Annotated in this window: 23 protein-coding genes and 1 pseudogene; 9 read left to right on the plus strand and 15 right to left on the minus strand. The window is 72.0% G+C overall.

The window, feature by feature from the left end:
• Nucleotides 1-4: 4 nt before the first annotated feature.
• Nucleotides 5-364 carry an NADH-quinone oxidoreductase subunit A gene (locus ABZ340_RS03110; RefSeq protein WP_003956195.1) on the minus strand — a complete coding sequence of 120 codons (360 nt, stop codon included), beginning with the start codon at nt 362-364 and terminating at the stop codon, nt 5-7.
• Nucleotides 365-1,109: 745 nt separating this feature from the next.
• Here ABZ340_RS03110 and ABZ340_RS03115 point away from each other — a divergent pair.
• Both ABZ340_RS03115 and ABZ340_RS03120 read left to right on the plus strand, forming a co-directional pair.
• On the plus strand, nt 1,110-1,970 hold the full coding sequence (locus tag ABZ340_RS03115; protein WP_358779991.1) for a C40 family peptidase: 861 nt from the start codon (nt 1,110-1,112) through the stop codon (nt 1,968-1,970).
• A gap of 153 nt (nt 1,971-2,123) precedes the next feature.
• Nucleotides 2,124-2,777: a peptide deformylase gene (locus ABZ340_RS03120; RefSeq protein WP_358779992.1), complete on the plus strand. Its 654-nt coding sequence runs from the start codon at nt 2,124-2,126 to the stop codon at nt 2,775-2,777.
• A gap of 3 nt (nt 2,778-2,780) precedes the next feature.
• Here the strand turns inward: ABZ340_RS03120 and ABZ340_RS03125 are convergent, their stop codons facing one another.
• The gene (locus ABZ340_RS03125) at nt 2,781-4,064 is read right to left on the minus strand and encodes a geranylgeranyl reductase family protein (protein ID WP_358779993.1); all 1,284 of its coding nucleotides are present in this window, start codon (nt 4,062-4,064) and stop codon (nt 2,781-2,783) included.
• Between the two features lie 96 nt (nt 4,065-4,160).
• Here ABZ340_RS03125 and ABZ340_RS03130 point away from each other — a divergent pair, with 96 nt between their 5' ends.
• Nucleotides 4,161-4,667 (plus strand): GNAT family N-acetyltransferase, encoded by a 507-nt coding sequence (locus tag ABZ340_RS03130; RefSeq protein ID WP_358779994.1) that lies wholly within the window; start codon nt 4,161-4,163, stop codon nt 4,665-4,667.
• A gap of 116 nt (nt 4,668-4,783) precedes the next feature.
• Here the strand turns inward: ABZ340_RS03130 and ABZ340_RS03135 are convergent, their stop codons facing one another.
• From ABZ340_RS03135 to ABZ340_RS03170, 8 genes are all read right to left on the minus strand, one after another.
• Nucleotides 4,784-5,479 carry a demethylmenaquinone methyltransferase gene (locus ABZ340_RS03135; RefSeq protein ID WP_358779995.1) on the minus strand — a complete coding sequence of 232 codons (696 nt, stop codon included), beginning with the start codon at nt 5,477-5,479 and terminating at the stop codon, nt 4,784-4,786.
• A gap of 262 nt (nt 5,480-5,741) precedes the next feature.
• Nucleotides 5,742-6,347, minus strand: a complete 606-nt coding sequence (locus tag ABZ340_RS03140) for a hypothetical protein (RefSeq protein ID WP_358779996.1) — start codon at nt 6,345-6,347, stop codon at nt 5,742-5,744.
• Nucleotides 6,348-6,354: 7 nt separating this feature from the next.
• The gene (gene mqnC / locus ABZ340_RS03145) at nt 6,355-7,551 is read right to left on the minus strand and encodes a cyclic dehypoxanthinyl futalosine synthase (protein WP_358779997.1); all 1,197 of its coding nucleotides are present in this window, start codon (nt 7,549-7,551) and stop codon (nt 6,355-6,357) included.
• A 106-nt stretch (nt 7,552-7,657) separates the two neighbouring features.
• Nucleotides 7,658-8,506: a DUF2637 domain-containing protein gene (locus ABZ340_RS03150; protein WP_358779998.1), complete on the minus strand. Its 849-nt coding sequence runs from the start codon at nt 8,504-8,506 to the stop codon at nt 7,658-7,660.
• A gap of 61 nt (nt 8,507-8,567) precedes the next feature.
• Nucleotides 8,568-8,858 (minus strand): hypothetical protein, encoded by a 291-nt coding sequence (locus ABZ340_RS03155; protein WP_358779999.1) that lies wholly within the window; start codon nt 8,856-8,858, stop codon nt 8,568-8,570.
• Nucleotides 8,859-9,045: 187 nt separating this feature from the next.
• Nucleotides 9,046-9,894 carry a prepilin peptidase gene (locus ABZ340_RS03160; RefSeq protein ID WP_358780000.1) on the minus strand — a complete coding sequence of 283 codons (849 nt, stop codon included), beginning with the start codon at nt 9,892-9,894 and terminating at the stop codon, nt 9,046-9,048.
• A 389-nt stretch (nt 9,895-10,283) separates the two neighbouring features.
• A complete protein-coding gene (locus tag ABZ340_RS03165) occupies nt 10,284-10,484 on the minus strand; it encodes a hypothetical protein (protein WP_358780001.1) in 201 nt (66 codons plus the stop codon).
• 415 nt (nt 10,485-10,899) lie between these two features.
• Nucleotides 10,900-11,748, minus strand: coding sequence for a menaquinone biosynthesis protein (locus ABZ340_RS03170; RefSeq protein ID WP_358780002.1), 849 nt, complete (start codon nt 11,746-11,748; stop codon nt 10,900-10,902).
• A gap of 291 nt (nt 11,749-12,039) precedes the next feature.
• Here ABZ340_RS03170 and ABZ340_RS03175 point away from each other — a divergent pair, with 291 nt between their 5' ends.
• Nucleotides 12,040-12,243 (plus strand): cold-shock protein, encoded by a 204-nt coding sequence (locus ABZ340_RS03175; protein ID WP_003992177.1) that lies wholly within the window; start codon nt 12,040-12,042, stop codon nt 12,241-12,243.
• A gap of 107 nt (nt 12,244-12,350) precedes the next feature.
• Here the strand turns inward: ABZ340_RS03175 and ABZ340_RS03180 are convergent, their stop codons facing one another.
• Nucleotides 12,351-12,935 carry a helix-turn-helix domain-containing protein gene (locus tag ABZ340_RS03180; protein WP_358780003.1) on the minus strand — a complete coding sequence of 195 codons (585 nt, stop codon included), beginning with the start codon at nt 12,933-12,935 and terminating at the stop codon, nt 12,351-12,353.
• Between the two features lie 68 nt (nt 12,936-13,003).
• Between ABZ340_RS03180 and ABZ340_RS03185 the strand changes: the two genes are divergently transcribed.
• The 3 genes from ABZ340_RS03185 to ABZ340_RS03195 all read left to right on the plus strand — a co-directional run bounded on the left by ABZ340_RS03185 (nt 13,004) and on the right by ABZ340_RS03195 (nt 14,812).
• Nucleotides 13,004-13,798: an AzlC family ABC transporter permease gene (locus ABZ340_RS03185; protein WP_358780004.1), complete on the plus strand. Its 795-nt coding sequence runs from the start codon at nt 13,004-13,006 to the stop codon at nt 13,796-13,798.
• Nucleotides 13,795-14,109, plus strand: a complete 315-nt coding sequence (locus ABZ340_RS03190; RefSeq protein WP_358780005.1) for an AzlD domain-containing protein — start codon at nt 13,795-13,797, stop codon at nt 14,107-14,109. The genes ABZ340_RS03185 and ABZ340_RS03190 overlap by 4 nt, the downstream gene beginning before the upstream one ends.
• 61 nt (nt 14,110-14,170) lie before the next feature.
• A complete protein-coding gene (locus ABZ340_RS03195; RefSeq protein ID WP_358780006.1) occupies nt 14,171-14,812 on the plus strand; it encodes a class I SAM-dependent methyltransferase in 642 nt (213 codons plus the stop codon).
• Here ABZ340_RS03195 and ABZ340_RS03200 read toward each other — a convergent pair.
• The 3 genes from ABZ340_RS03200 to ABZ340_RS03210 form a co-directional block, all read right to left on the minus strand.
• Nucleotides 14,727-15,932, minus strand: a complete 1,206-nt coding sequence (locus ABZ340_RS03200; RefSeq protein WP_358780007.1) for an MFS transporter — start codon at nt 15,930-15,932, stop codon at nt 14,727-14,729. The two genes, ABZ340_RS03195 and ABZ340_RS03200, sit on opposite strands and share 86 nt — an antisense overlap.
• 82 nt (nt 15,933-16,014) lie before the next feature.
• Nucleotides 16,015-16,614 carry a helix-turn-helix domain-containing protein gene (locus ABZ340_RS03205; RefSeq protein WP_358780008.1) on the minus strand — a complete coding sequence of 200 codons (600 nt, stop codon included), beginning with the start codon at nt 16,612-16,614 and terminating at the stop codon, nt 16,015-16,017.
• Between the two features lie 9 nt (nt 16,615-16,623).
• On the minus strand, nt 16,624-17,106 hold the full coding sequence (locus tag ABZ340_RS03210; protein ID WP_358780009.1) for an ATP-binding protein: 483 nt from the start codon (nt 17,104-17,106) through the stop codon (nt 16,624-16,626).
• A 133-nt stretch (nt 17,107-17,239) separates the two neighbouring features.
• Between ABZ340_RS03210 and ABZ340_RS03215 the strand changes: the two genes are divergently transcribed.
• Together ABZ340_RS03215 and ABZ340_RS03220 are read left to right on the plus strand one after the other, a co-directional pair.
• Nucleotides 17,240-18,103, plus strand: a complete 864-nt coding sequence (locus ABZ340_RS03215) for a helix-turn-helix transcriptional regulator (RefSeq protein ID WP_358780010.1) — start codon at nt 17,240-17,242, stop codon at nt 18,101-18,103.
• On the plus strand, nt 18,100-18,348 hold the full coding sequence (locus ABZ340_RS03220) for a DUF397 domain-containing protein (RefSeq protein WP_358780011.1): 249 nt from the start codon (nt 18,100-18,102) through the stop codon (nt 18,346-18,348). The genes ABZ340_RS03215 and ABZ340_RS03220 overlap by 4 nt, the downstream gene beginning before the upstream one ends.
• A 1-nt stretch (nt 18,349) precedes the next feature.
• On the opposite strand, the pseudogene ABZ340_RS03225 reads toward ABZ340_RS03220, so the two are convergent.
• Nucleotides 18,350-20,276, minus strand: a pseudogene (locus ABZ340_RS03225) (AMP-binding protein).
• Between the last annotated feature and the right edge of the window lie 21 nt (nt 20,277-20,297).

The raw sequence follows: 20,297 nt of genomic DNA on the forward strand, positions 1-20,297 counted from the left end.
CCCCTCAGTCCCATTCCAGGCCGCCGCGCCGCCATACGTACGCGTACGCGACGAAGACGGTGAGCACGAAGAGCAGCATCTCCACGAGCCCGAAAAGCCCCAGGGCGTCGAAGCTGACGGCCCAGGGGTAGAGGAAGACGATCTCGATGTCGAAGACGATGAAGAGCATCGCCGTCAGGTAGTACTTGATGGGGAAGCGCCCGCCGCCGGCCGGCGTGGGGGTCGGCTCGATGCCGCACTCGTAGGCCTCGAGCTTGGCCCGGTTGTACCGCTTCGGACCGATCAGCGTGGCCATCACCACGGAGAAGATCGCAAAGCCTGCCCCGAGGGCTCCCAGTACGAGGATGGGCGCATACGCGTTCACCGCTCCTCGCTCCTCTCAGTCGGCACTGACTGGTGGCGGTTCTGTGCCGGGCTCACAGCCGCCCCAGCAGTCCCACGAGCCCCGCTCGTCCCGGCGAAGATCGCGAACATGTGAAGCAGGTCACAAGCCCAACTGCCTCGCATCTTATGCCCGCCGCTCTGTGATCTGCGACACGGGGTATCGCACGAGCTTTGTGATCTCCACCACCTGACGAAGGATCATGAAGTCGGATGAGCGGCGATCTTCACACAGGAAGCATCCGAGCGGTCACGATATGTGACATATCCGCTTGTCATCGCTGGTCAGGAAGGTCGTCTCACTATCAAGAATCTTCCCCTGCATGCAAATTGGCATTGGAGTCGATCTCTTGATAGAGGGCGCGCCCACGCACCGGAGGGGGCGCCGGACGCCCCGCGGGCGCGTGCACGCGTTCACGAACTCCTCCCGGCGGGCGCGCGCGCACCGGACGCGGTCGCCGCGGTAACCGTTCCGTGACCTCCGCCACATTCATGAGAGTCCCCTGAGAACCGGGCTTGGCCATCCACCCCAACCAGTGGTAAGCGGAGGGCAATTCGGGCGTATCGACGAAAGTCCGTGATCACAGGGGGGTTACATCGCGTCCGCAATGTCCGTTACGGCGTCAATAAAGGGCGACACGCCCGGGATTCGAGGGCCCGGGCGGGCAACTGTGGCGGACAACACGTTTCTTGAAGGGATGAAGGAGGCCCTGGTACCGCTTGTACTCATGTCCCACACCGCTCACATACGCAGCCACCGGAAGCCCCGTCGCAGCGCGTCGAAAATCGCCATGCGGGCCGGAGTTGCCGGTGGCGTTCTCGGCACCCTGGCAGTGACCGGGGCGTCCGGTTCGGCCAACGCGGCCGAGCCGGTGACGCAGACCCTCGAGCTGCCCACCCTGACGGCCGACCTGGCCGCCCAGGTCGCGCAGTCCGCGGACGTCACCCAGCAGGCCGCCGCGAACTACGAGCTGCAGGCCGAGCGTGACGCGGCCGCCGCCCAGGCCGCCAAGGAGGCCAAGGCGGACCTGGCCGAGGCCAAGAAGAAGGCGGAGGAGGAGAAGAAGAAGGCCGAGGAGGCCGCCCGCAAGGCCGCCGCCGAGCGTGCCGAGCGCGCCGCGCGCGATGCCCAGCGGGCCACGCTCAGCGCCTCCGTGGAGGTCTCCTCCGGGTCCGGCTCCTCCGGTTCCGGCTCCGTGAGCGCCGGCGCGAGCGTGAGCACCTCCACCGCCACCGGTTCGGCCGCCGCGGTCGTCTCCTTCGTGCGGGCGCAGGTCGGCGACGCCTACGTCTCCGGCGGCACCGGCCCCAACTCCTGGGACTGCTCCGGCCTCGTGCAGGCCGCCTTCCGCCAGGTCGGCATCGACCTGCCGCGCGTCTCGCAGGCCCAGTCGACCGCCGGCACGCAGGTGTCGCTGGGCAGCCTCCAGCCGGGCGACATCCTCTACTGGGGCGGCGCGGGCAGCGCCTACCACGTGGGCGTGTACGTCGGCGACGGCATGTTCGTCGGCGCGCAGAACCCGTCCACCGGCGTCGTCCTGAAGCCGCTGTCGTACGACCCGCCGAGCGGCGCGGTGCGCGTGCTCTGACCGCACCCGCTCCGACGCGAGCGCGGGCACACCTCCGGCGAAGGGCCGTTGTCCACCGAGGACGGCGGCCCTTCGGGCGTTCCTGGCATGCTCGGCGCGGGCCGGTGCTCCGCCGGCCCAGTCCACGAGCCATGAGCCGAAGGAGAGAACGCCATGCCGAGCGTCTTCGTACAGGGGCGGCCCGTCGCCTCCTACCCCCCGCTCGCGCCCGAGTCCCGGCACGGGACGGTCCGGCGCGTCACCGAGGTCGGCGAGGAGGTGCTGCACAAGCCGTGCCGGGACGTCACCGAGTTCGGGCCCGACCTCGCCGCGCTCGTCGACGACATGTTCCTCACGATGTACGTGGCCGAAGGAGCGGGACTGGCGGCCAACCAGGTCGGCGTCGGCCTGCGCCTGTTCGTCTACGACTGCCTGGACGACGTGTTCGTCTACGACTGCCTGGACGACGACGGTGCCCGGCATGCCGGGCACATCGTCAACCCGGTGCTGGAGCCGCTCGGCCCGGCCGGGCGGCGGCTGCTGGACGAGGGCGAGGGGTGTCTGTCGGTGCCGGGCGCCGTGATGGACGTGCCGCGTCCGGACCGGGCGGTGGTGCGGGGCCTCGACAAGGACGGCGCCCCGCTCGTCGTCGAGGGCACGGGCTGCTTCGCCCGCTGCCTGGCCCACGAGACCGACCACGTGAACGGGCACCTGTGTCTGGACCGGCTCCCCACGCGGGAGCGCAAGGCGGCGCTGCGGCAGTCGGCGGACCGGCGCGAGGAGGTCCTGGCGCGCCGGGCCGCCAGAGCCGCGCGGCTCACCGCGTAGGGGTCACGCCTTCGGCGCCACCTTGCTCAGGCCGTTGATGATGCGGTCCATCGCGTCGCCGCCGGTCGGGTCGGTCAGGTTGGCGAGGAGCTTGAGCGTGAACTTCATCAGCAGCGGGTGGGTGAGGCCGCGCTGGGCCGCGATCTGCATGACCTTCGGGTTGCCGATGAGCTTCACGAAGGCGCGGCCGAGCGTGTAGTAGCCGCCGTAGGTGTCCTTCAGGACGCGCGGGTAGCGCTGGAGGGCCTTCTCGCGCCCGTCCGGCGTCGGGCGGGCGTGGGCCTGGACGATGACGTCGGCGGCGATCTGGCCGGACTCCATGGCGTAGGCGATGCCCTCGCCGTTGAAGGGGTTCACCAGACCGCCGGCGTCGCCGACCAGGAGCAGCCCGCGCGTGTAGTGCGGCTGGCGGTTGAAGGCCATGGGGAGGGCCGCGCCGCGGATCGGGCCGGTCATGTTCTCCGGCGTGTAGCCCCAGTCCTCGGGCATGGAGGCGCACCATGCCTTGAGGACCTCGCGCCAGTCGAGCTCCTTGAAGGAGTCGGAGGTGTTCAGGACGCCGAGGCCGACGTTGGAGGTGCCGTCGCCCATGCCGAAGATCCAGCCGTAGCCGGGCAGCAGGCGGTCCTGGGGGCCGCGGCGGTCCCACAGTTCCAGCCAGGACTCCAGGTAGTCGTCGTCGTGGCGCGGGGAGGTGAAGTACGTGCGGACCGCGACGCCCATCGGGCGGTCCTCGCGGCGGTGCAGGCCCATCGCCAGGGACAGGCGGGTGGAGTTGCCGTCGGCGGCGACGACCAGCGGCGCGTGGAAGGCGACCTCCCGCTTCTCCTCCCCCAGCTTGGCGCGCACGCCGGTGATGCGGCCGGTGCGGTCGTCGACGATCGGCGCGCTCACGTTGCAGCGCTCGTGGAGGCGGGCGCCCGCCTTCTGCGCCTGCCGGGCGAGCTGCTCGTCGAAGTCGTCGCGCTTGCGGACGAGGCCGTAGTCGGGGAAGGAGGCGAGATCCGGCCAGTCGAGCTGGAGGCGGACGCCGCCGCCGATGATGCGCAGGCCCTTGTTGCGCAGCCAGCCGGCCTCCTCGGAGATGTCGATGCCCATGGCCACGAGCTGCTTGACGGCGCGCGGGGTGAGCCCGTCGCCGCAGACCTTCTCGCGCGGGAACGCGGTCTTCTCCAGCAGCAGCACGTCGAGCCCTGCCCTGGCCAGGTGGTACGCGGTCGTGGAGCCGGCTGGCCCCGCGCCCACGACGATCACATCGGCGGTGTTGTCGGAGAGGGGCTCGGTCACGGCGGGATCTCCCCAGGCTCGAAATCTGCGTGCCGACCGGCACAGGACATGGGCAGTCTATTCAGCGTCACCGATCACCGGCTGAAGGGCTGCCCCGTGAACCGAACTCTCCCCGTGGTACGGCTGCGTGTCCCCACCCACGAGGACGCCCTCGCCTGGCACCGGGTGTTCGACCACCCGGACGTCATGGAGTTCCACGGCGGCAGGTCCGCCGAGTTGTCCGTCTACGAGGAGCTGACCGCCCGCCAGCGCCGGCACGACGCCGAGTACGGCTTCTGCCTGTGGACCGTGCTCGACGAGGCCGGGGACGTCGTCGGCTTCACGGGCGCCCAGCCCTGGCCGCGGGAGTGGGGCCCGAAGGGCGAGATCGAGATCGGCTGGCGGCTGGGGCGGGAGCACTGGGGCAAGGGGTACGTCACGGCGGCGGCCCGGGAGACGCTGCGGCGGGTGCGCGCGGCGGGCGTGCCGGGCGTGGTGGCCATGGTCGACGCCCGCAACACCCGCTCCGTCGCGGTCACGCGGCGACTGGGCATGCGCCTCGCGGAGGTCTACACGACGCCGGAGTCCCGGCGGGAGGGGCACTGCTACCGCCTCACCCTGTGACGGCGGGTGCCCCGGCGCTTCCGGACGGTACGGCGGCAGGTCGCGCCGCCGTACCGCCGGGGGCGTCCGTGCGCCCGGCACCCGGGAAAGAGGGGCCGGAGGATCCCTGCGGGGCCTCAGCCCGCCTTGAACCCCCGGTGCAGCGCCACGACCCCGCCGGTGAGGTTGCGCCAGGCCACCTTCGTCCAGCCGGCGTCGCGCAGGCGCGCGGCGAGGGCGGGCTGGTCGGGCCAGGCGCGGATGGACTCGGCGAGGTAGACGTAGGCGTCCGGGCTGGAGGAGACGGCGCGGGCGACCGGCGGCAGGGCGCGCATCAGGTACTCGGTGTAGACGGTGCGGAACGGCGCCCACGTCGGATGCGAGAACTCGCAGATGACGACGCGTCCGCCGGGCCGCGTCACCCGGTGCAGCTCGCGCAGGGCGGCGTCCGTGTCGTGCACGTTGCGCAGCCCGAAGGAGATCGTCACCGCGTCGAAGGTGTCGTCCTTGAACGGCAGCCGCGTGGCGTCGCCGGCGGTGAACGGCAGCCAGGCGTGCCGCTGCTTGCCGACCCGCAGCATGCCGAGGGAGAAGTCGCAGGGGACGACGTAGGCGCCGGTGCGGGCGAAGGGGAGGGAGGAGGTGGCCGTGCCGGCGGCCAGGTCCAGCACCTTCTGCGCCGGGCGGGCGTCGACGGCCCGGGCGACCTCCCTGCGCCACAGCCGGGCCTGGCCCAGCGAGAGCACGTCGTTGGTCAGGTCGTACCGTTCCGCCACGTCGTCGAACATCGAGGCGACTTCGTGCGGCTGCTTGTCCAGGGAGGCGCGGGTCACGGGCCCATTGTGGCAGCAAGGGGTACGGCGGCACGGCAGCAGCCTCGGCTTGCGCCGCGCCGCGCGTCCTGTGCCCCGGGCGGGCCCGGCGGCGTCCGGCCGCGCCTCGGCCCACGTCCGGCGGCGCCGCGGAGCCCGCCGGCCGCAGGGTCTGCGCGGGCGGGGCGGCGCCGGGGCCGTACGTGCCGTATCCGGCCGGGCGGCACCGGGCCTGCCCGGCCCGCGCGTCGCCACCGCATCCGGCCGTCGCGGCCCCGGGCGTTCAGCGGCGCCGGTACACCAGACGCCCCTCGACGACGGTCGCCACGCAGGCCGCGGCCCCGCGTGCGGCGAGCGCCGCCTCGTCGGGGACGTCGAAGACGGCGAACCGGGCCGCGGAGCCGCGCTCCCTGGGGGGCGCGAACGTCACCGGCAGGCCACAGGCGTACGGGTCGAGCGAGGGCGTCCCGCCGGGGCGCCCGGTCCGGCCCACCACCGCGATGCCGGAGCGGTGCACGGCGTCCCGTACCGCGCGGCTGCGCAGTTCCTCGCAGGCCACCGCCACCGTGCCGTGCGCCAGCATGCGCTGCACCCCGCGCCGGGCGCTCGCGCCCCGGCGGGTCTCGTCGAGCGCCAGGGCGGCGAGCGCCTCCCCGGTCAGCGGCTCGGTGCCGAGCTCACCGGCCTCGCGCGGGTCGGGGTGGTAGGCCTCCTCCAGCAGCTCGTTCCCGTACGGGTTGACGAGTCCGGGGGTGAGGATGCCGGGCCACCGGCGCAGCCGGGCTCCCGGGCGGGCGGCGGCGAGTTCGTCCAGCGGGCCGGCCGCGACGATCCAGGCGCCCTCGACGGCCAGCGCCCGGCCCCGCGCGTCCGCGTGAAGGGTGAGCACGGGCGGATCAGTTGGAGGTGAGCAGCTTCAGCTCGGGGTGCGCGGTGCCGCCCTCGATCGCCGTGGAGGAGATGTGGGAGACCACCCGGTCGTCGACGGGGTCGTTCGCCGGGTCGTCGTGGACGACGAGGTGCTCGTACGTCGTCGACCGCTGGGCCGGGACGCGGCCCGCCTTGCGGATCAGGTCGATGATCTCCAGCCGGTTGGAGCGGTGCCTGGCACCGGCCGAGGAGACGACGTTCTCCTCCAGCATGATCGAGCCGAGGTCGTCGGCGCCGTAGTGCAGGGAGAGCTGGCCGATCTCCTTGCCCGTGGTCAGCCAGGAGCCCTGGATGTGGGCCACGTTGTCGAGGAACAGGCGGGCGATGGCGATCATCCGCAGGTACTCGAAGATGGTCGCCTGGGTGCGGCCCTTCAGATGGTTGTTCTCGGGCTGGTAGGTGTACGGGATGAAAGCGCGGAAGCCGCCGGTGCGGTCCTGCACGTCGCGGATCATCCGCAGGTGCTCGATGCGCTCGGCGTTGGTCTCGCCGGTGCCCATCAGCATCGTCGACGTGGACTCCACGCCCAGCCGGTGCGCGGTCTCCATGATCTCCAGCCAGCGCTCGCCGGACTCCTTCAGCGGCGCGATGGCCTTGCGCGGGCGCTCGGGCAGCAGCTCCGCGCCGGCCCCGGCGAAGGAGTCCAGCCCCGCGTCGCGGATGCGGGTGATGGCCTCCTCCACGCTCACGCCGGAGATCCGGGCCATGTGCTCGACCTCGCTCGCCCCCAGGCTGTGGATGACGAGCTGCGGGAACTCCTTCTTGATGGCGGAGAAGTGCTCCTCGTAGTACTCGACGCCGAAGTCGGGGTGGTGGCCGCCCTGGAACATGATCTGCGTACCGCCGAGCTCGACGGTCTCCGCGCAGCGGCGCAGGATGTCGTCCAGGTCGCGGGTCCAGCCCTTGTCGCTCTTGGGCGGGGCGTAGAAGGCGCAGAACTTGCACGCCGTGACGCACACGTTGGTGTAGTTGATGTTGCGCTCGATGATGTACGTCGCGATGTGCTCGGTGCCCGCGTACCTGCGGCGGCGTACGGCGTCGGCGGCGGCGCCGAGTGCGTGCAGCGGGGCGTCGCGGTACAGCGCGAGCGCCTCGTCGGGGGTGATCCGCCCACCGGCGGCAGCACGGTCGAGGATGGGCTGGAGGTCTGCCTTCTCGGTCACCGGGCGTCCCTTTCGTAAGGGTTGTGGACGGACCGGACCAGCGTACGCCAGCCGTTTTCCACGGCCGACGTCAGGCGCCGTCAAGCCCTGTGTCCGGGCCCCTTCGTCACCCGCCGCGGACCACGGCGCCCGTGCGCTGCCTGGGCAGTGCGGCGTTCTCGTGGGGCGGTGAGTGGGGCGGTGAGGCGCTCTCGCGGACCGCCGCGCGGGCCGGCTCGTCGGCGGCCGGAGTCTGGGCCGGAGCGGGCCGCAGGCGGTGGCGGGGAATCCCGCGCCGGGGCGGGCGGGTCAGGGTGATCTGGCGTACGAGCTGCTGGAAGCAGGCCAGGGAGGCGAGCGCCGGCAGCGTCGCCGTCGCGGCGTCGACGATCGTCATGGGCAGCTGCGCCAGACACAGGAGCATCGCCATGCACGAGAAGAAGAGCACGACGCTCCAGGAGTGGACCGCGCGGCGCTGGTGCAGCGCGGCGCGCAGCACGGAGAGCGAGGCGACCATCCAGGGCCCGTAGACCAGGAAGGGCCACCAGGACACCATGCTGCTCTGAGTGCGCGACGCGGCGGACTGCAGCAGGGAGTCGTACGACATCATCCCGCCGAAGATGCTGACGGTGCAGGCGATGGCCGCCACCGAGGCGGCGAGGAGGTGGCTGACCGCCCGGCGGCCGCTCAGCCTTCTCTGCTCGCGTGCCTTCCGGTGCCCCTTCGGGGAGTCCTTCAGGGGCGGCAGTTCCGCCGTGATCTCCTGCAGGTTTCCCAGGGGCGTGCCCGGCGCGGGGGCGGTGACCGAGGTCTCCGTGCCCGTGTAGGCCGGGGTCTGCTCCTCCATCGCGTCCTGCAGCATGAAGGCCAGCTCTTCGGCGGGGTCCCAGTTCCAGTCCGGCGGTACCAGGTGTCCCGAGAACGCTTCGGCGGTCCGCCGGTGCCGGCCGGTGCCCACCTCGTTGGACGTCTTCATATGGTTGGCCGAGTGCTCTTGTCGTGGGTTGCTTCGTCCGTGGTGCATGACACGCGGCCCGCTATTCCGCCGGCGAGAGACCGGACTCACCCTGATCCTCGACCCATCGCCGGGCGAGCTCCGATTCCAATTCCGTCATCACCTTCAGGAAATGCCGCAGAATAGGCTCGGTCACCTGTAGCGTGACGGGGAGACCGCCCCTGGTGAGAGTGCCGTTGACAGTGCGCGATGAATGCGCCGGGGCGGGAATGTAGGTGTAGGGGCCCAGCGTCACCACAGGCACTGCGGTCCTGCCCCCGCGCTGCGGGCTGGAGATCAGGCCGAGAAGACCGTCCCTGGCTGCCTTCGTCATATCCCCACTAACGCAGCCCCACTGCGCCGGATGCGCGGCAAACGGGTGAACGGTTACCTGGATAATTATCCAATCCAAGGGTCATTCAGGAGCTGATATGCAACCACAGGAAAATAAATCCTTCGGATACTATCGTCCGTCTTAATCTTGAAGAAAGGTTTCTCCGCCTGTTCCCGCACAGGAGGGCTCAGGCGCTGTAGGCGCCGGCCAGTACCCCGAGGAAGGCGCCGGCGATCAGGAACGGCCCGAACGGGATGGCGGTGCCGCGTCCGGCCCGCCGCGCGGCGACCAGCGCCCCGCCGTACAGCGCGCCGAGCAGGAACCCGGCCGAGGCGCCCAGCATCAGCGTCCCCCAGCCGTACCAGCCGAGGACGGCGCCCGCGCCCAGGGCGAGCTTCACGTCGCCGAAGCCCATGCCGCCGGGGTTGAGGAGGAACAGCACGAAGTAGCCGCCGCCGAGCGCGAGGGTGCCCAGCAGGGCGGTGGTCCACCGTCCGGCGTGCTCGGGCGCCAGCGCCGCCGGGCCGAGGAGGACGAGCGCGGCGGCGGCGAGCGGGAGCGTGAGGGGGTCGGGCAGCCGCCGCACCTTCAGGTCGACGACCGCCAGCAGCACGCCGACGGGCGCGAGCAGCAGCCAGACGGCCAGCTCGGGCCGGGTGCCGGTGGCGGCGGCGAGAGCGGCGCAGACGAGGAGGGTGACGGCGGCGAGGGCGGGGGCGCGGGGGCCGTACGACGGCGCGGTACCCGAGATGGGCGGTGCGCCGGAGCCGGGAGGCGCGCCGGAGCCGGGAGGCGCATCGGAGCCGGGAGGCGCATCGGAGCCGGGAGGCGCATCGGAGCCGGGAGGCGCGCCGGTTGTCGCGCACGGCCCGCAGCGCGCCGGGCCGAGCCAGCCGCGGATCGGATGACCGGCCGGGCACCGCGTCCGCCACGGCTCGCCGGACGGCACGGAGAACCGGTAGGCGGCCCGCGGCAGCAGCGCCCCCGCCGCCGCGCCCCACAGCGCGGCGGCGGCGATCGGCAGCAGGTCACTCATCCCGCTGCCGTGACGCGGTCGCGCCGGGACGTGCCGGTGAAGGGGGCGGTGAAGGTGATGGCGATGGTGACGGCGGCCGTACGGCGGTTTCGGCCGGTGCGCCCGTCGAGCGGGACGAGCGGGGGAAGCGGGACGAGCGGGGAGTACGGCGTCGCGGCATGACGGGTGTCCTGGCTGGTCCGGGGCGGGAGGGGGCTCTGGGGCGGGGCACGCGGTGTGCCGAGCCTAGACGACCACGGCCGTCGGCGCCGGAATTCCCTTTCACCGGCCTCCACTTGTTCTTCCGGGCGCCCGGGACAAGGCCGGAGAGACGGAATCCGGAAAGCAGAAAAGACCCCGAAAGACGACGAGGCCCCGGTCCCTCGGGGACCGGGGCCTCGTACGGCTCGTCAGAGAGCGGCGACCCGGGCGGCCACGTCCGCCGAGACACCCTCGACGTCGACGCCGACACCGACGCCGACACCGACGGCGGCGATCGAGGCGACATCCACGAACACGCCCGCGGAGGCGCCGACGGAGAGACCACCGGCGATGTTGTCCAGGTCCGCCTCGGTCATCTCGGCCGTCTCAACCTGAGGAGTGATGTTCACGACGCACAATTCCCTTCGTAAAAACAATTGATAACGGCGGATTTCACCGAGGTTTACGAATTGCTCGGATTCCCGAACGGGGCTCGTCGCCGGCGTTCCGCATGCCGTGATCAAAGCACGCCGGAGGAGAGACGGCCAGTCACCCGGCGTCGACGTGCGGCTTCACCGGGTAACCGATTTCACCAGCGTGACGAATGCATCACCGAATACCCCCGGCTTTCTTCACATCGTCCGGCACTCCGCCGGCCCCGGCGGGGGCGGCTCCGCGCCCGCCGGGCAGACCTTTCGTGGCAAATCGATCACGACGGCCGGTCATTGACTGCGATTCAGCCGAGACATGAGTTCGAAGTGAACGGTGTGCAGATCCGTCGGATGTTCCGAGGCGACGGCGAGGCGCCCGCCCGTACCGCGGCCCTCAGGGCCGGAGCAGTTCCACCCTGACGTCCGCCGGGAAGCCCGTCGTCGGGCCGACCCGGCGGGCGAACTCGGTGACCGCCTCCAGCTGCGGGCCCCCGAAGCGGAAGTCCAGGGTCGTGAAGTACCGGGCGAGGGTCCGCTCGTCGAACGCCTCCCAGCGGGCCGCCTGCTCGGCGACCTTGTCGACCTCCTCCAGGGAGAGGTCGCGGGAGGCGAGGAAGGCCTCGTGCACCTTGCGCGCGACGACCGGCTCGCGCTCCACGTAGTCGCGCCGGGCGGCCCAGACCGCGAAGACGAACGGCAGGCCCGTCCACTCCTTCCACAGCGCGCCCAGGTCGTGCACGTCGAGGCCGTACCGCGGGCCGTCGATCATGTTGGCGCGCAGGGCCGCGTCGCCGATCAGGACGGCCGCCTCGGCCTCCCGCATCATCAGGCCCAGGTCGGGCGGGCAGGAGTAGTAGTCGGGCCGTACGCCGAAACGCTCCTCCAGCAGCAGCTGGGCGAGGCGGACGGAGGTGCGCGAGGTCGACCCGAGGGCGACCCGGGCACCGTCCAGCTTCTCCAGCGGGACCTGCGAGACGATCACGCACGACATCACCGGACCGTCGCAGCCGACGGCGATGTCGGGGAAGGCGACGAGCTGGTCGGCGTGCTTGAGGAACTCGACCAGGGTCACCGGCCCGATGTCGAGGTCTCCCTGCACCAGCTGCTCGCTGAGCTTCTCCGGGGTGTCCTTCGTCAGCTCGAGGTCGAGGAGCGTGCCCGTTCTCGCGAGCCCCCAGTACAGGGGCAGGCAGTTCAGGAACTGGATGTGGCCGACGCGCGGCCGGGTGCGAGATTTGTCCACATCGCGAGGCTAGCCCTCGCCTCCCGCGGGCCCGGCGCCGCCCCCGCTGTCGGCCGACCGGGTGAAGCGTTCAAACATTCGGGTGACGTGATCTTGACCTCTATTGCTTTCCGGTGCCCGCGTGCTACGCTCACAGCAAGTTGCAGTTTGGTTTCCCTTGCAGTACAGAGCCTGCGGAGCATGTGACCGCGGGCTCTCGTCGTTCTTGGACGTACGCAGTTGTGCAGAATTCAACTCTTCACACTTGCTGGTTCTGGAGCAGGGCAACCCTTTTGAGCCCAAGGAGGGCTTATGGCTACCGGAACCGTTAAGTGGTTCAACGCCGAAAAGGGCTTTGGTTTCATCGCCCAGGAGGGCGGCGGCCCCGACGTCTTCGTCCACTACTCCGCGATCAACGCGTCCGGCTTCCGGTCGCTTGAGGAGAACCAGCAGGTGTCCTTCGACGTCACGCAGGGCCCGAAGGGCCCGCAGGCTGAGAACGTCACGCCGGTCTGAGAAGCAGTACCCAAGGAGCCCCGTGCCTTTCCGGCGACGGGGCTCCTGCCCTTTTTCCTCCCCCTCGCCCCCCGCGGCTCCGCCGGTGAATTCCCGGCGAATTCCTCTCATACGTGCTGCATGATCAGCACGAACGCCGTCCCCGGTTCGAGCGCTTCGTAGGCGTGCGGCACATCACCGCGGTAGGCCATGTAGTCCCCGGGGCCCAGCTCCACGCTCGCGCCGCGCGGCCCCGCCTTCACCCGCCCCGTACTGACGACGAGGTGCTCGACCGTTCCCGGAATATGGGACTCCGATTCACGCGCCGCCCCCGGCTCGGCCCGGACGCGGTAGATGTCCCGCCGGGCGCCGGGCGGGCAGGCGGCGAGCAGCGTGCCGACGTAGTCGGCCCGCTCCGAGGCGACCTGCGGCCCCTCTCCGGCCCGGATCACCTGCACCGTCGGCACCGGCGGCTCCACCAGCACGCTGAACGGCACGCCCAGCGCCACCGCCAGCGCCCAGACCGTCTCGATGCTCGGGTTGCCGCCCGCCGCCTCCAGCTGCGACAGCGTGGACTTGGCGATGCCGGCCCGTTTGGCCAGCTCGGTCAGGGACAGCCCGGCCCGGTTCCGTTCGCGGCGCAGGGAGGCGGCGAGCCAGTCCAGAGGGAGGCGGGAGGGCGGCGGGGAGGCAGGGGGGTCCGGTGTCGGCATGTCGTTCGCTCCATCGGTCAATTCGTTCGCCTTGACGAACAGCGGTCTTCCTGTCCATCGTAGAAAACATGCGTTCGACACAGCGAACACCCGGCGGTCCTCCGCCCAGCCCTTCACCCGTCCGTGACCGGGAACTCCTCCGGGACGTGGCCCTCGTCGGCCTCGCCGGCGGGATCGTCGGCGTGTCGTTCGGCGCGATCGCCGTCGCCGGTGGGCTGCCGGTGTGGGTGCCCGTGGTGATGTCGCTGGTGGTGTACGCGGGGTCGGCCCAGTTCAGCGCGGTCGGCGTGCTGCTCGCCGGGGGTGGCCCGCTCGCCGCGGCGGCCACCGGCCTGCTGCTCAACACGCGGCTGGCGGCCTTCGGCCTGGCGGTCGCCGAGATCGTCGGCCGGAGCTGGCCGGCCCGGCTGCTGGGGGCCCACCTGGTCACCGACGAGACGGTGGCCTTCGCGCTCGCCCAGCGGGATCCGGCACGGCAGCGGGCGGCGTTCTGGCTCTCCGGCTTCGCGCTGTTCGCCGTGTGGAACGTGGGCGTCCTGGCCGGGTCGCTGGCCGGAAGCGCCCTCGGCGACACGGCGGTCTACGGCCTGGACGCCGCCTTCCCCGCCGTCCTGGTCGCCCTGGTGCTGCCCGCCCTGCGCCAGGACGCGGGCCTGCGCCGGGCGGCCCTGCCCGGCGCCGCGCTGGCGCTGGCGGTGACCCCGTTCGTCCCGGCGGGGGTTCCGGTGCTGCTGGCGCTCGCGGGGCTCGTCCTCCACCCCGGATCTCGCGGCTCTCGCGGAACTGGCGGAACTGGCGGAACTCGCGGAACTCGCGGAAGGAAGGACCGCGAGGGGCTTCGGGACGGGGGGCGGGCGGCATGAGCGCGACGGTCGCGGTGATCCTGGCCCTGGCGGTCGGCACGTACGCCCTCCGGCTGGCCGGCCCGGCGCTGCACGGCCGGTTCACCCTCCCGGCGCGGACGCAGGAGCTGCTGTCCGCCGGTGCGGTGGTGCTGCTGGTGGCGCTGCTGGCGACGGGGGCGCTGACGGAGGGCGGGGGCTTCGCGGGCTGGGCGCGTCCGGCCGGGGTGCTGGCGGGGGGCGTACTCGCCTGGCGGCGGGCCCCGTTCGCGGTGGTGGTCCTGGGCGCGGCGGGCGTCGCGGCCCTGCTGCGGGCGGTGGGGGTGGAGTGAAGAAGGGGAAGTGAGCAAAGAAGGGGACTGTTGTCGGTGGTGGTCGGTAGGGTCCCCGCCCATGACCGACGCCACCGACTTCCTCACCGCCACCCGCACCTTCTACGACGCCGTCGCCGAGGACTACGCCGAGCACTTCCGCGGCCTGCTGGGCGCGCCCCGGGACCTGGAGGTCCTCGCCTCCTTCGCCGCACTCGCCGGGCCGGGGGCCGAGGTCGCCGACCTGGGCTGCGGGCCCGGCCGGGTGACCGCGCACCTGGCCGGGCTGGGGCTGCGCGTCTTCGGCCTCGACCTGTCGGAGTCGATGCTCGCGATCGCCCGCCGCGAGAACCCGCACCTGCGGTTCGTGCAGGGCTCGATGCTGGAGCTGGACCTGCCGGACGGGTCACTGGCGGGCGTGGTCTCCTGGTACTCCAGCATCCACACGCCCGACGAGGAACTCCCCCGTCTGTTCCGCGAGTTCCGGCGGGTCCTGGCTCCCGGCGGTCATCTGCTGCTCGCCTTCCAGGTCGGCGACGCGCCCCGGCACCTCGGCCGCCCCTTCGGCCACCCGGTCGCGCTGGACTTCCGGCGGCGGCGGCCGGAGCGCGTGACCGGGCTGCTGGAGGACGCCGGTTTCACCCTTCACAGCCGGACGCTGCGGGGACCGGACGAGACGCTCGGGGACTCGGTTCCGCAGGCTTTCCTGATCGCCCGCCGGTGAGTTCGGGGGCCAGGGTGACCAGGCCCAGCAGGGCCAGGGCGACGCCGAGCCAGAGCGGCGCCCGCAGCCCCCAGGCGTCGATCGCGAGGCCCCCGAGGGAGGAGCTGAGGATGATGCCGAGGGTGATGAAGGAGGAGTGAACCGTGTTCACCAGCGGGCCGGCGTTGCCGGTCCGCTGCACCCGGGTGACCATCGCCGGGTTCATGGTCACGCCGACCAGGCCGATGCCCAGCACGCACACCACGGCGGGCGCCGGGAGCCCGGCGAGGAGCGCGAAGCCCGCCAGGAACGCGGCGTTCAGCAGCAGGCCGGCGGTGAGCACGGGGACGGCGTACCGGTCGGCGAGGCGGCCGACCACGGTGTTGCCGACGACGGTGGCGGCGCCGTAGGCGATGAGCAGGACGGGGACGGTTCCGGCCGGGAAGCCGGTGACCTCCGTGAGGATCGGGTTGAGGTAGCTGAAGGCGGCGAAGGTGGCGCCGATGACGAGCGTGCTGGTGGACAGGACGCGCCACAGCGCCGGGTTCCGGAAGACGGCGGCCTGTTCGCGGAAGCCGCCGTCGCCTTCGGCCGCTTCCAGGCGCGGTACCCCGGCCAGGGTCACCGCGGCGGCCACCAGGGCGAGCGCCGAGATCGCCCAGAACGCCGCGCGCCACCCGTACCGTTCGCCGACCAGCGTGGACAGGGGCAGGCCCAGCAGCGTGCCGAGCATCAGCCCGTTCATGGCGACGGCGATCGCCCGGCCGCGCACCTCGGGCCGGGTGAGCCGGGCGCACAGGGAGATGCCGATGCCGAAGAACGCCTGGGAGGCGACGCCGGTGACGATCCGGGCGGCCATCATCACGCCGTAGCCGGTCGCGGTGGCGGCGAGGACGTTGCCCGCCAGGAAGATGCCGAACAGCGCCATCAGCGCCGTACGCGGCGGGAGTTTCATCAGGGCGACGGTCAGGAAGGGCCCGCCGGCCGCCATGGCCACCGCGAAGGCGGTGATCAGGTAGCCGATCTGCGGGACGGTGGCGTTCAGGCCGTCCGCCATCTGCGGCATCAGCCCGGCGACCACGAACTCGCTGGTCACCATGGCGAAGATGCCGAGGGCCAGGACGTACACGGCTCGGGGCACGGTTGCCTCCTTCGTCGTTCGTTATGGATTGATCAGTTCAAAACTTGGGCGCGAGAAGGGCCCCTCGTGGACGAGGGGCCTCTCAGGAGGTCAGCGCGTCCATCGCGGTGTCGGCGATCGCCTCCAGGGCGGACCGGCCGGCGCCGCCCTGGCTGGAGACGCGCAGGCCGGCGACGGTCGCGTTGAGGAAACGGGCCAGCGCCCCGGGGTCGCGCGCGGAGGTGATGCTGCCGTCCCTGCGGCCCGCCTCCATCACCGCCCGGTACGCGGCGAGGCGGAGGGCGGCGTCCCGTTCCAGCAGCGACGCCGTCTTCGCGTCGCGCGCCCCCAGTTCGACGACGCTGTTCACCCCGAGGCACCCCAGCGCCCGGCCGGTGGCCGTCCGGTGCTCGGCCTCGCCCTCCACCACCATGGCGAGCAGCGCCCGCACCCGCTCGGCGGCCGGCCGCCCGGCGTCCTCCAGGAGGGCCAGCTGCACCGCCCGCTTGGTGTCGAGGTAGTGCGCGAGCGCCCGCTCGAACAGGTCGTGCTTGCTCTTGAAGGTGTTGTAGATGCTGCTGCGCCCCAGGCCGGTGGCGTCACACAGGTCCTGGGTGGAGGTGGCCTCGTAGCCCTTCTCCCAGAACGTGCGCATCGCCGCGTCCAGGGCCCGTTCCTCTTCGAAGGTCCTCGGTCGGGCCATGCGGGAAGGCTAGCAGAGTTTTGCATCGGCCTGTCCAATACTGGTGGCCGCCGGTCCGGGCTCCTTGAGGGGGAGTTCCGCCCAGACCGTCTTGCCGACCGCGCGCCCGGCGACCCCCCAGGCGCGGGAGAGGGCACCCACGAGGCACAACCCCCGGCCGCCGTCGCCGTCGCCTCCGCCGTCGCCGGGTGCCGCCGGTACGGGGAGGCGGTCGCCCCGGGCGTCGCTCACCTCGATACGGAGGGTGGCGTCGGGGAGGGCCAGCAGGAGGCGCAGTTCGAAGTCCCGGCCCGGTACGCGGCCGTGGGTGACGGCGTTGGCGGCCAGCTCCGCGACGACGTGCTGCGCGGCGTCGTTCACCTCGCCGCCGTAGGGGAAGCCCCAGGCGTCGAGCCACTGCCCGGCGAGACGTCGGGCGAGGCGCGCGCCGCGCGGGGTGGCGCTCAGACGCTGGGTCAGTTCGTCGGTGAGGGTGGAGATTTCGGCGTTCATGTGACTGAGCGTGGTGGGTTGTCTCTACGCTGACCAGGGACGACGGCGCGACGTTGCGTAGTTGTGCGGATGCGCTGGGTGGGGCGTACGGGGCGTCGTTCGTGACCACGACGACACGAAGGCGGTGGGGTGCGTGACGGAGGAACGGGAGCGGAGGCCGGAGACACCGGCCGAGGAGGAAGGAACGACGGGGCTGTTCATCGCCCTGGGCAAGATGCTCAAGCTGCTGCGGGAGCGGAAGGGGCTCACGCAGAAGGAGTTCGGGCAACTGGTGGGGTACGGGCCGGACGCGGTGTCCGCCATGGAGCGGGCGGTGCGGGTCCCCCGGCCGGAAGTACTGGAGAAAGCGGATGAACTGCTGGACGGGGGAGGCTTGCTGAAGGCCGCGCTCCCCGAACTCCGGGAGGCGATGGCGAAGGCGCGGACGCGGCATCCGGAGTGGTACCGGGGGTACGCGGCGCTGGAGGCGGAGGCGGTCGAGCTGCATTTCTACGCCAACCAGGGCGTACCAGGGCTGTTGCAGACGGAGGCCTACGCGCGAGCCGTGTTCTCGCGCCGACGACCGTTGCTGGACGAGGAGACCATCGAGAGGCGGGTGGCGGACCGCCTGGCGCGTCAGCAAGTGTTCGAGAGGTGGCCCGCACCTGTCTGTAGTTACGTGCTGGAGGAAGTGGTCCTTGACCGCCCGATCGGCGGTCCTGAAGTCCACGCGCACCAACTGCGGCAGCTCCTGCGTATCGGCGGTATGCGGAATGTAGAGATCCAGGTGATGCCGACCGACACTGACCACCACCCCAACATGGACGGGGCGTTCAACCTGCTGACGCCCAAGCGACATCCCGCCGTGGCGTACACGGAGATCCAGGGTTACCCCCGGTTGGTCACCGATCTGGAAGAGGTACGGAAGATCGCCGAGCGCTATGGGATCATGCGGGCGATGGCACTCCCTCCCACGGAGTCCCAAGCCCTGATCGAGAAGAAGCTGGGGGAACTATGACCGCCGAGAAACTCGACTGGTTCAAGTCCAGCTACAGCGACGGCGAAGGCGGCGACTGCCTGGAAGTCGCTTACACCTGGCGCAAGTCCAGCCACAGCGGTGGCGAGGGCGGCGAATGCGTCGAGGTCGCCGCCTGCCCCCACACCGTCCACGTCCGCGACTCCAAGAACCCCACCGGCCCCCGCCTCACCCTCTCCCCCACCGCCTGGTCGGCCTTCCTCGCCGGGGAGCCGGCCTCCCGCTGACCTACGCGTACAGGCCCTCCACCACGTCCGCGAAGTCCCGCAGCACCGCGTCCCGGCGCAGCTTCATCGACGGGGTCAGGTGGCCCGCCTCCTCCGTGAAGTCGCGGGGGAGGACGGCGAAGCGGCGGATGGACTCGGGGCGGGAGACGAGCTTGTTCGCCTCGTCGACCGCGCGTTGCAGGACCGCCCGGAGTTCCGGGTCGTCGACCAGGAGCTCCGGCGGGACCGGGTGCTTGCCGTTCATGCGGCGCCAGTGGGTGACGCCGTGCGGGTCGAGGGTGATCAGCGCGCTGACGTAGGGGCGGTGGTCGCCCAGGACCAGGCACTGGGAGATCAGGGGGTGGGCGCGCAGCCAGTTCTCCAGGGGGGGCCGGGGCCACGGTCGTACCGCCCGCCGTGATCAGCAGTTCCTTCTTGCGGCCGGTGATCGTCAGGTAGCCCTCGTCGTCCAGGCTGCCGAGGTCGCCGGTGGGCAGCCAGCCGTCGGGGGCGGCGGGGACCACCTGGCCGGCCTGCGGGTCCCAGTAGCCGTGCAGCACCTGGTCGCCGGAGACGAGGATCTCGCCGTCGGCGGCTATGCGGACGCGGGTGCCGGGCAGCGGCCAGCCCACCGTGCCCAGGCGCGGGCGGAGCGGCGGGGTCACCGTCGCCGCGCCGGTCGTCTCGGTCAGGCCGTACCCCTCGAAGATCTGGATGCCGGCACCGGCGTAGAAGGCGGCCAGGCGGCGGCCGAGCGGGGAGCCGCCGCAGATCACATAGCGGACCCGGCCGCCCAGGGCGGCGCGGATGCGGCGGTAGACGAGGGGATCGTAGAAGGCGCGGGCCGTCTTCAGGGCGCCGCCCGGTCCGCTGCCCCGGCCCGCCTGCCGGGCCTCCACCGCCTCGCCGTGGCGCACGGCGACGGACGCCGCCCGGTCGAAGGCGGTCAGCCGGCCGGCCGCCTCGGCCTGGGCCCGGGCGGTGTTGAAGACCTTCTCCAGCAGGTAGGGGATGGTCAGCAGGCAGGTGGGCTTGAAGGCGGCCAGGTCCGGCAGCAGGTCGCCCGCCTTCAGGCTCGGCGCGTGGCCCAGGCGGACGCGGGCGCGGACGCAGGCGACGGCCACCATCCGGCCGAAGATGTGGGAGAGGGGGAGGAAGAGCAGGACCGAGGGCTCCTCGCCGGCCTGCGCCCGGAAGACCGGGTACAGGAGTTCGATCGCGTTGTCGACCTCGGCGAAGAAGTTGCCGTGGGTGAGCGCGCAGCCCTTCGGGCGGCCGGTCGTGCCCGAGGTGTAGACCAGGGTCGCGAGGGTGGCCGGGCCGAGCATGCCGCGGCGGACGTCCACCTCGGTGTCCGGCAGGTGCTCGCCCAGCCGGGCCAGCTGCTCCACGTGGCCCTCCTCCATCACCCACACGCCGCGCAGGCCGGGGAGGCGGTCGAGCTCCGGGCCGAGGGCCGCCGCCTGCTCACTCGTCTCGGTGACGAGGACGACCGCGCCCGAGTCCTGGAGGATCCAGCGGGTCTGGAAGGCGGAGGAGGTGGGGTAGACGGGGACGGTCACCAGGCCCGCCGCCCACGCGGCGAAGTCCAGCAGGGTCCACTCGTACGTCGTACGCGCCATGACGGCGAGGCGGTCACCCGGCTTCAGGCCCTCGGCGATCAGGCCCTTGGCCACCGCCCGCACCTGCGCGGCGAACTCGGCCGCCGTCACGTCCGCCCAGCGCCCGTCCCCCGCCTTGCGGCTGAACACCACCGCGCCGGGAACCGCGGTCGCGTTCTCGAAGGGCAGGTCGGCGAGGGAGCCGTGGCGCACGGGCGGCACGAGCGGTGGTACGTACGCCTCCCTCACCACCCCGTCCAGCCGCCGGGTCTCCGGCTCCACCAGCACGGGGCCGGGAGCGTCGTCGAAGGCCGCGGAGGGCGCGAAGGAGGGAAGCGGGGTGGTCACGGGCGGCTCCTGGGATGTGCA

Origin of the sequence: Streptomyces sp. NPDC006134, from assembly GCF_040628835.1 — a bacterium.
In the GTDB taxonomy this organism is placed as follows: Bacteria; Actinomycetota; Actinomycetes; order Streptomycetales; family Streptomycetaceae; genus Streptomyces.

Coding starts and splice junctions, on each gene's coding strand:
- ABZ340_RS03195 (WP_358780006.1), top strand. CDS start 14,171: ATGACCGACGCCACCGACTTCCTCACCGCCACCCGCACCTTCTACGAC.
- ABZ340_RS03205 (WP_358780008.1), bottom strand. CDS start 16,614: ATGGCCCGACCGAGGACCTTCGAAGAGGAACGGGCCCTGGACGCGGCG.
- ABZ340_RS03185 (WP_358780004.1), top strand. CDS start 13,004: ATGCGTTCGACACAGCGAACACCCGGCGGTCCTCCGCCCAGCCCTTCA.
- ABZ340_RS03175 (WP_003992177.1), top strand. CDS start 12,040: ATGGCTACCGGAACCGTTAAGTGGTTCAACGCCGAAAAGGGCTTTGGT.
- ABZ340_RS03190 (WP_358780005.1), top strand. CDS start 13,795: ATGAGCGCGACGGTCGCGGTGATCCTGGCCCTGGCGGTCGGCACGTAC.
- ABZ340_RS03155 (WP_358779999.1), bottom strand. CDS start 8,858: ATGACGAAGGCAGCCAGGGACGGTCTTCTCGGCCTGATCTCCAGCCCG.
- ABZ340_RS03160 (WP_358780000.1), bottom strand. CDS start 9,894: ATGAGTGACCTGCTGCCGATCGCCGCCGCCGCGCTGTGGGGCGCGGCG.
- ABZ340_RS03115 (WP_358779991.1), top strand. CDS start 1,110: ATGTCCCACACCGCTCACATACGCAGCCACCGGAAGCCCCGTCGCAGC.
- ABZ340_RS03210 (WP_358780009.1), bottom strand. CDS start 17,106: ATGAACGCCGAAATCTCCACCCTCACCGACGAACTGACCCAGCGTCTG.
- ABZ340_RS03180 (WP_358780003.1), bottom strand. CDS start 12,935: ATGCCGACACCGGACCCCCCTGCCTCCCCGCCGCCCTCCCGCCTCCCT.
- ABZ340_RS03150 (WP_358779998.1), bottom strand. CDS start 8,506: ATGAAGACGTCCAACGAGGTGGGCACCGGCCGGCACCGGCGGACCGCC.
- ABZ340_RS03120 (WP_358779992.1), top strand. CDS start 2,124: ATGCCGAGCGTCTTCGTACAGGGGCGGCCCGTCGCCTCCTACCCCCCG.
- ABZ340_RS03220 (WP_358780011.1), top strand. CDS start 18,100: ATGACCGCCGAGAAACTCGACTGGTTCAAGTCCAGCTACAGCGACGGC.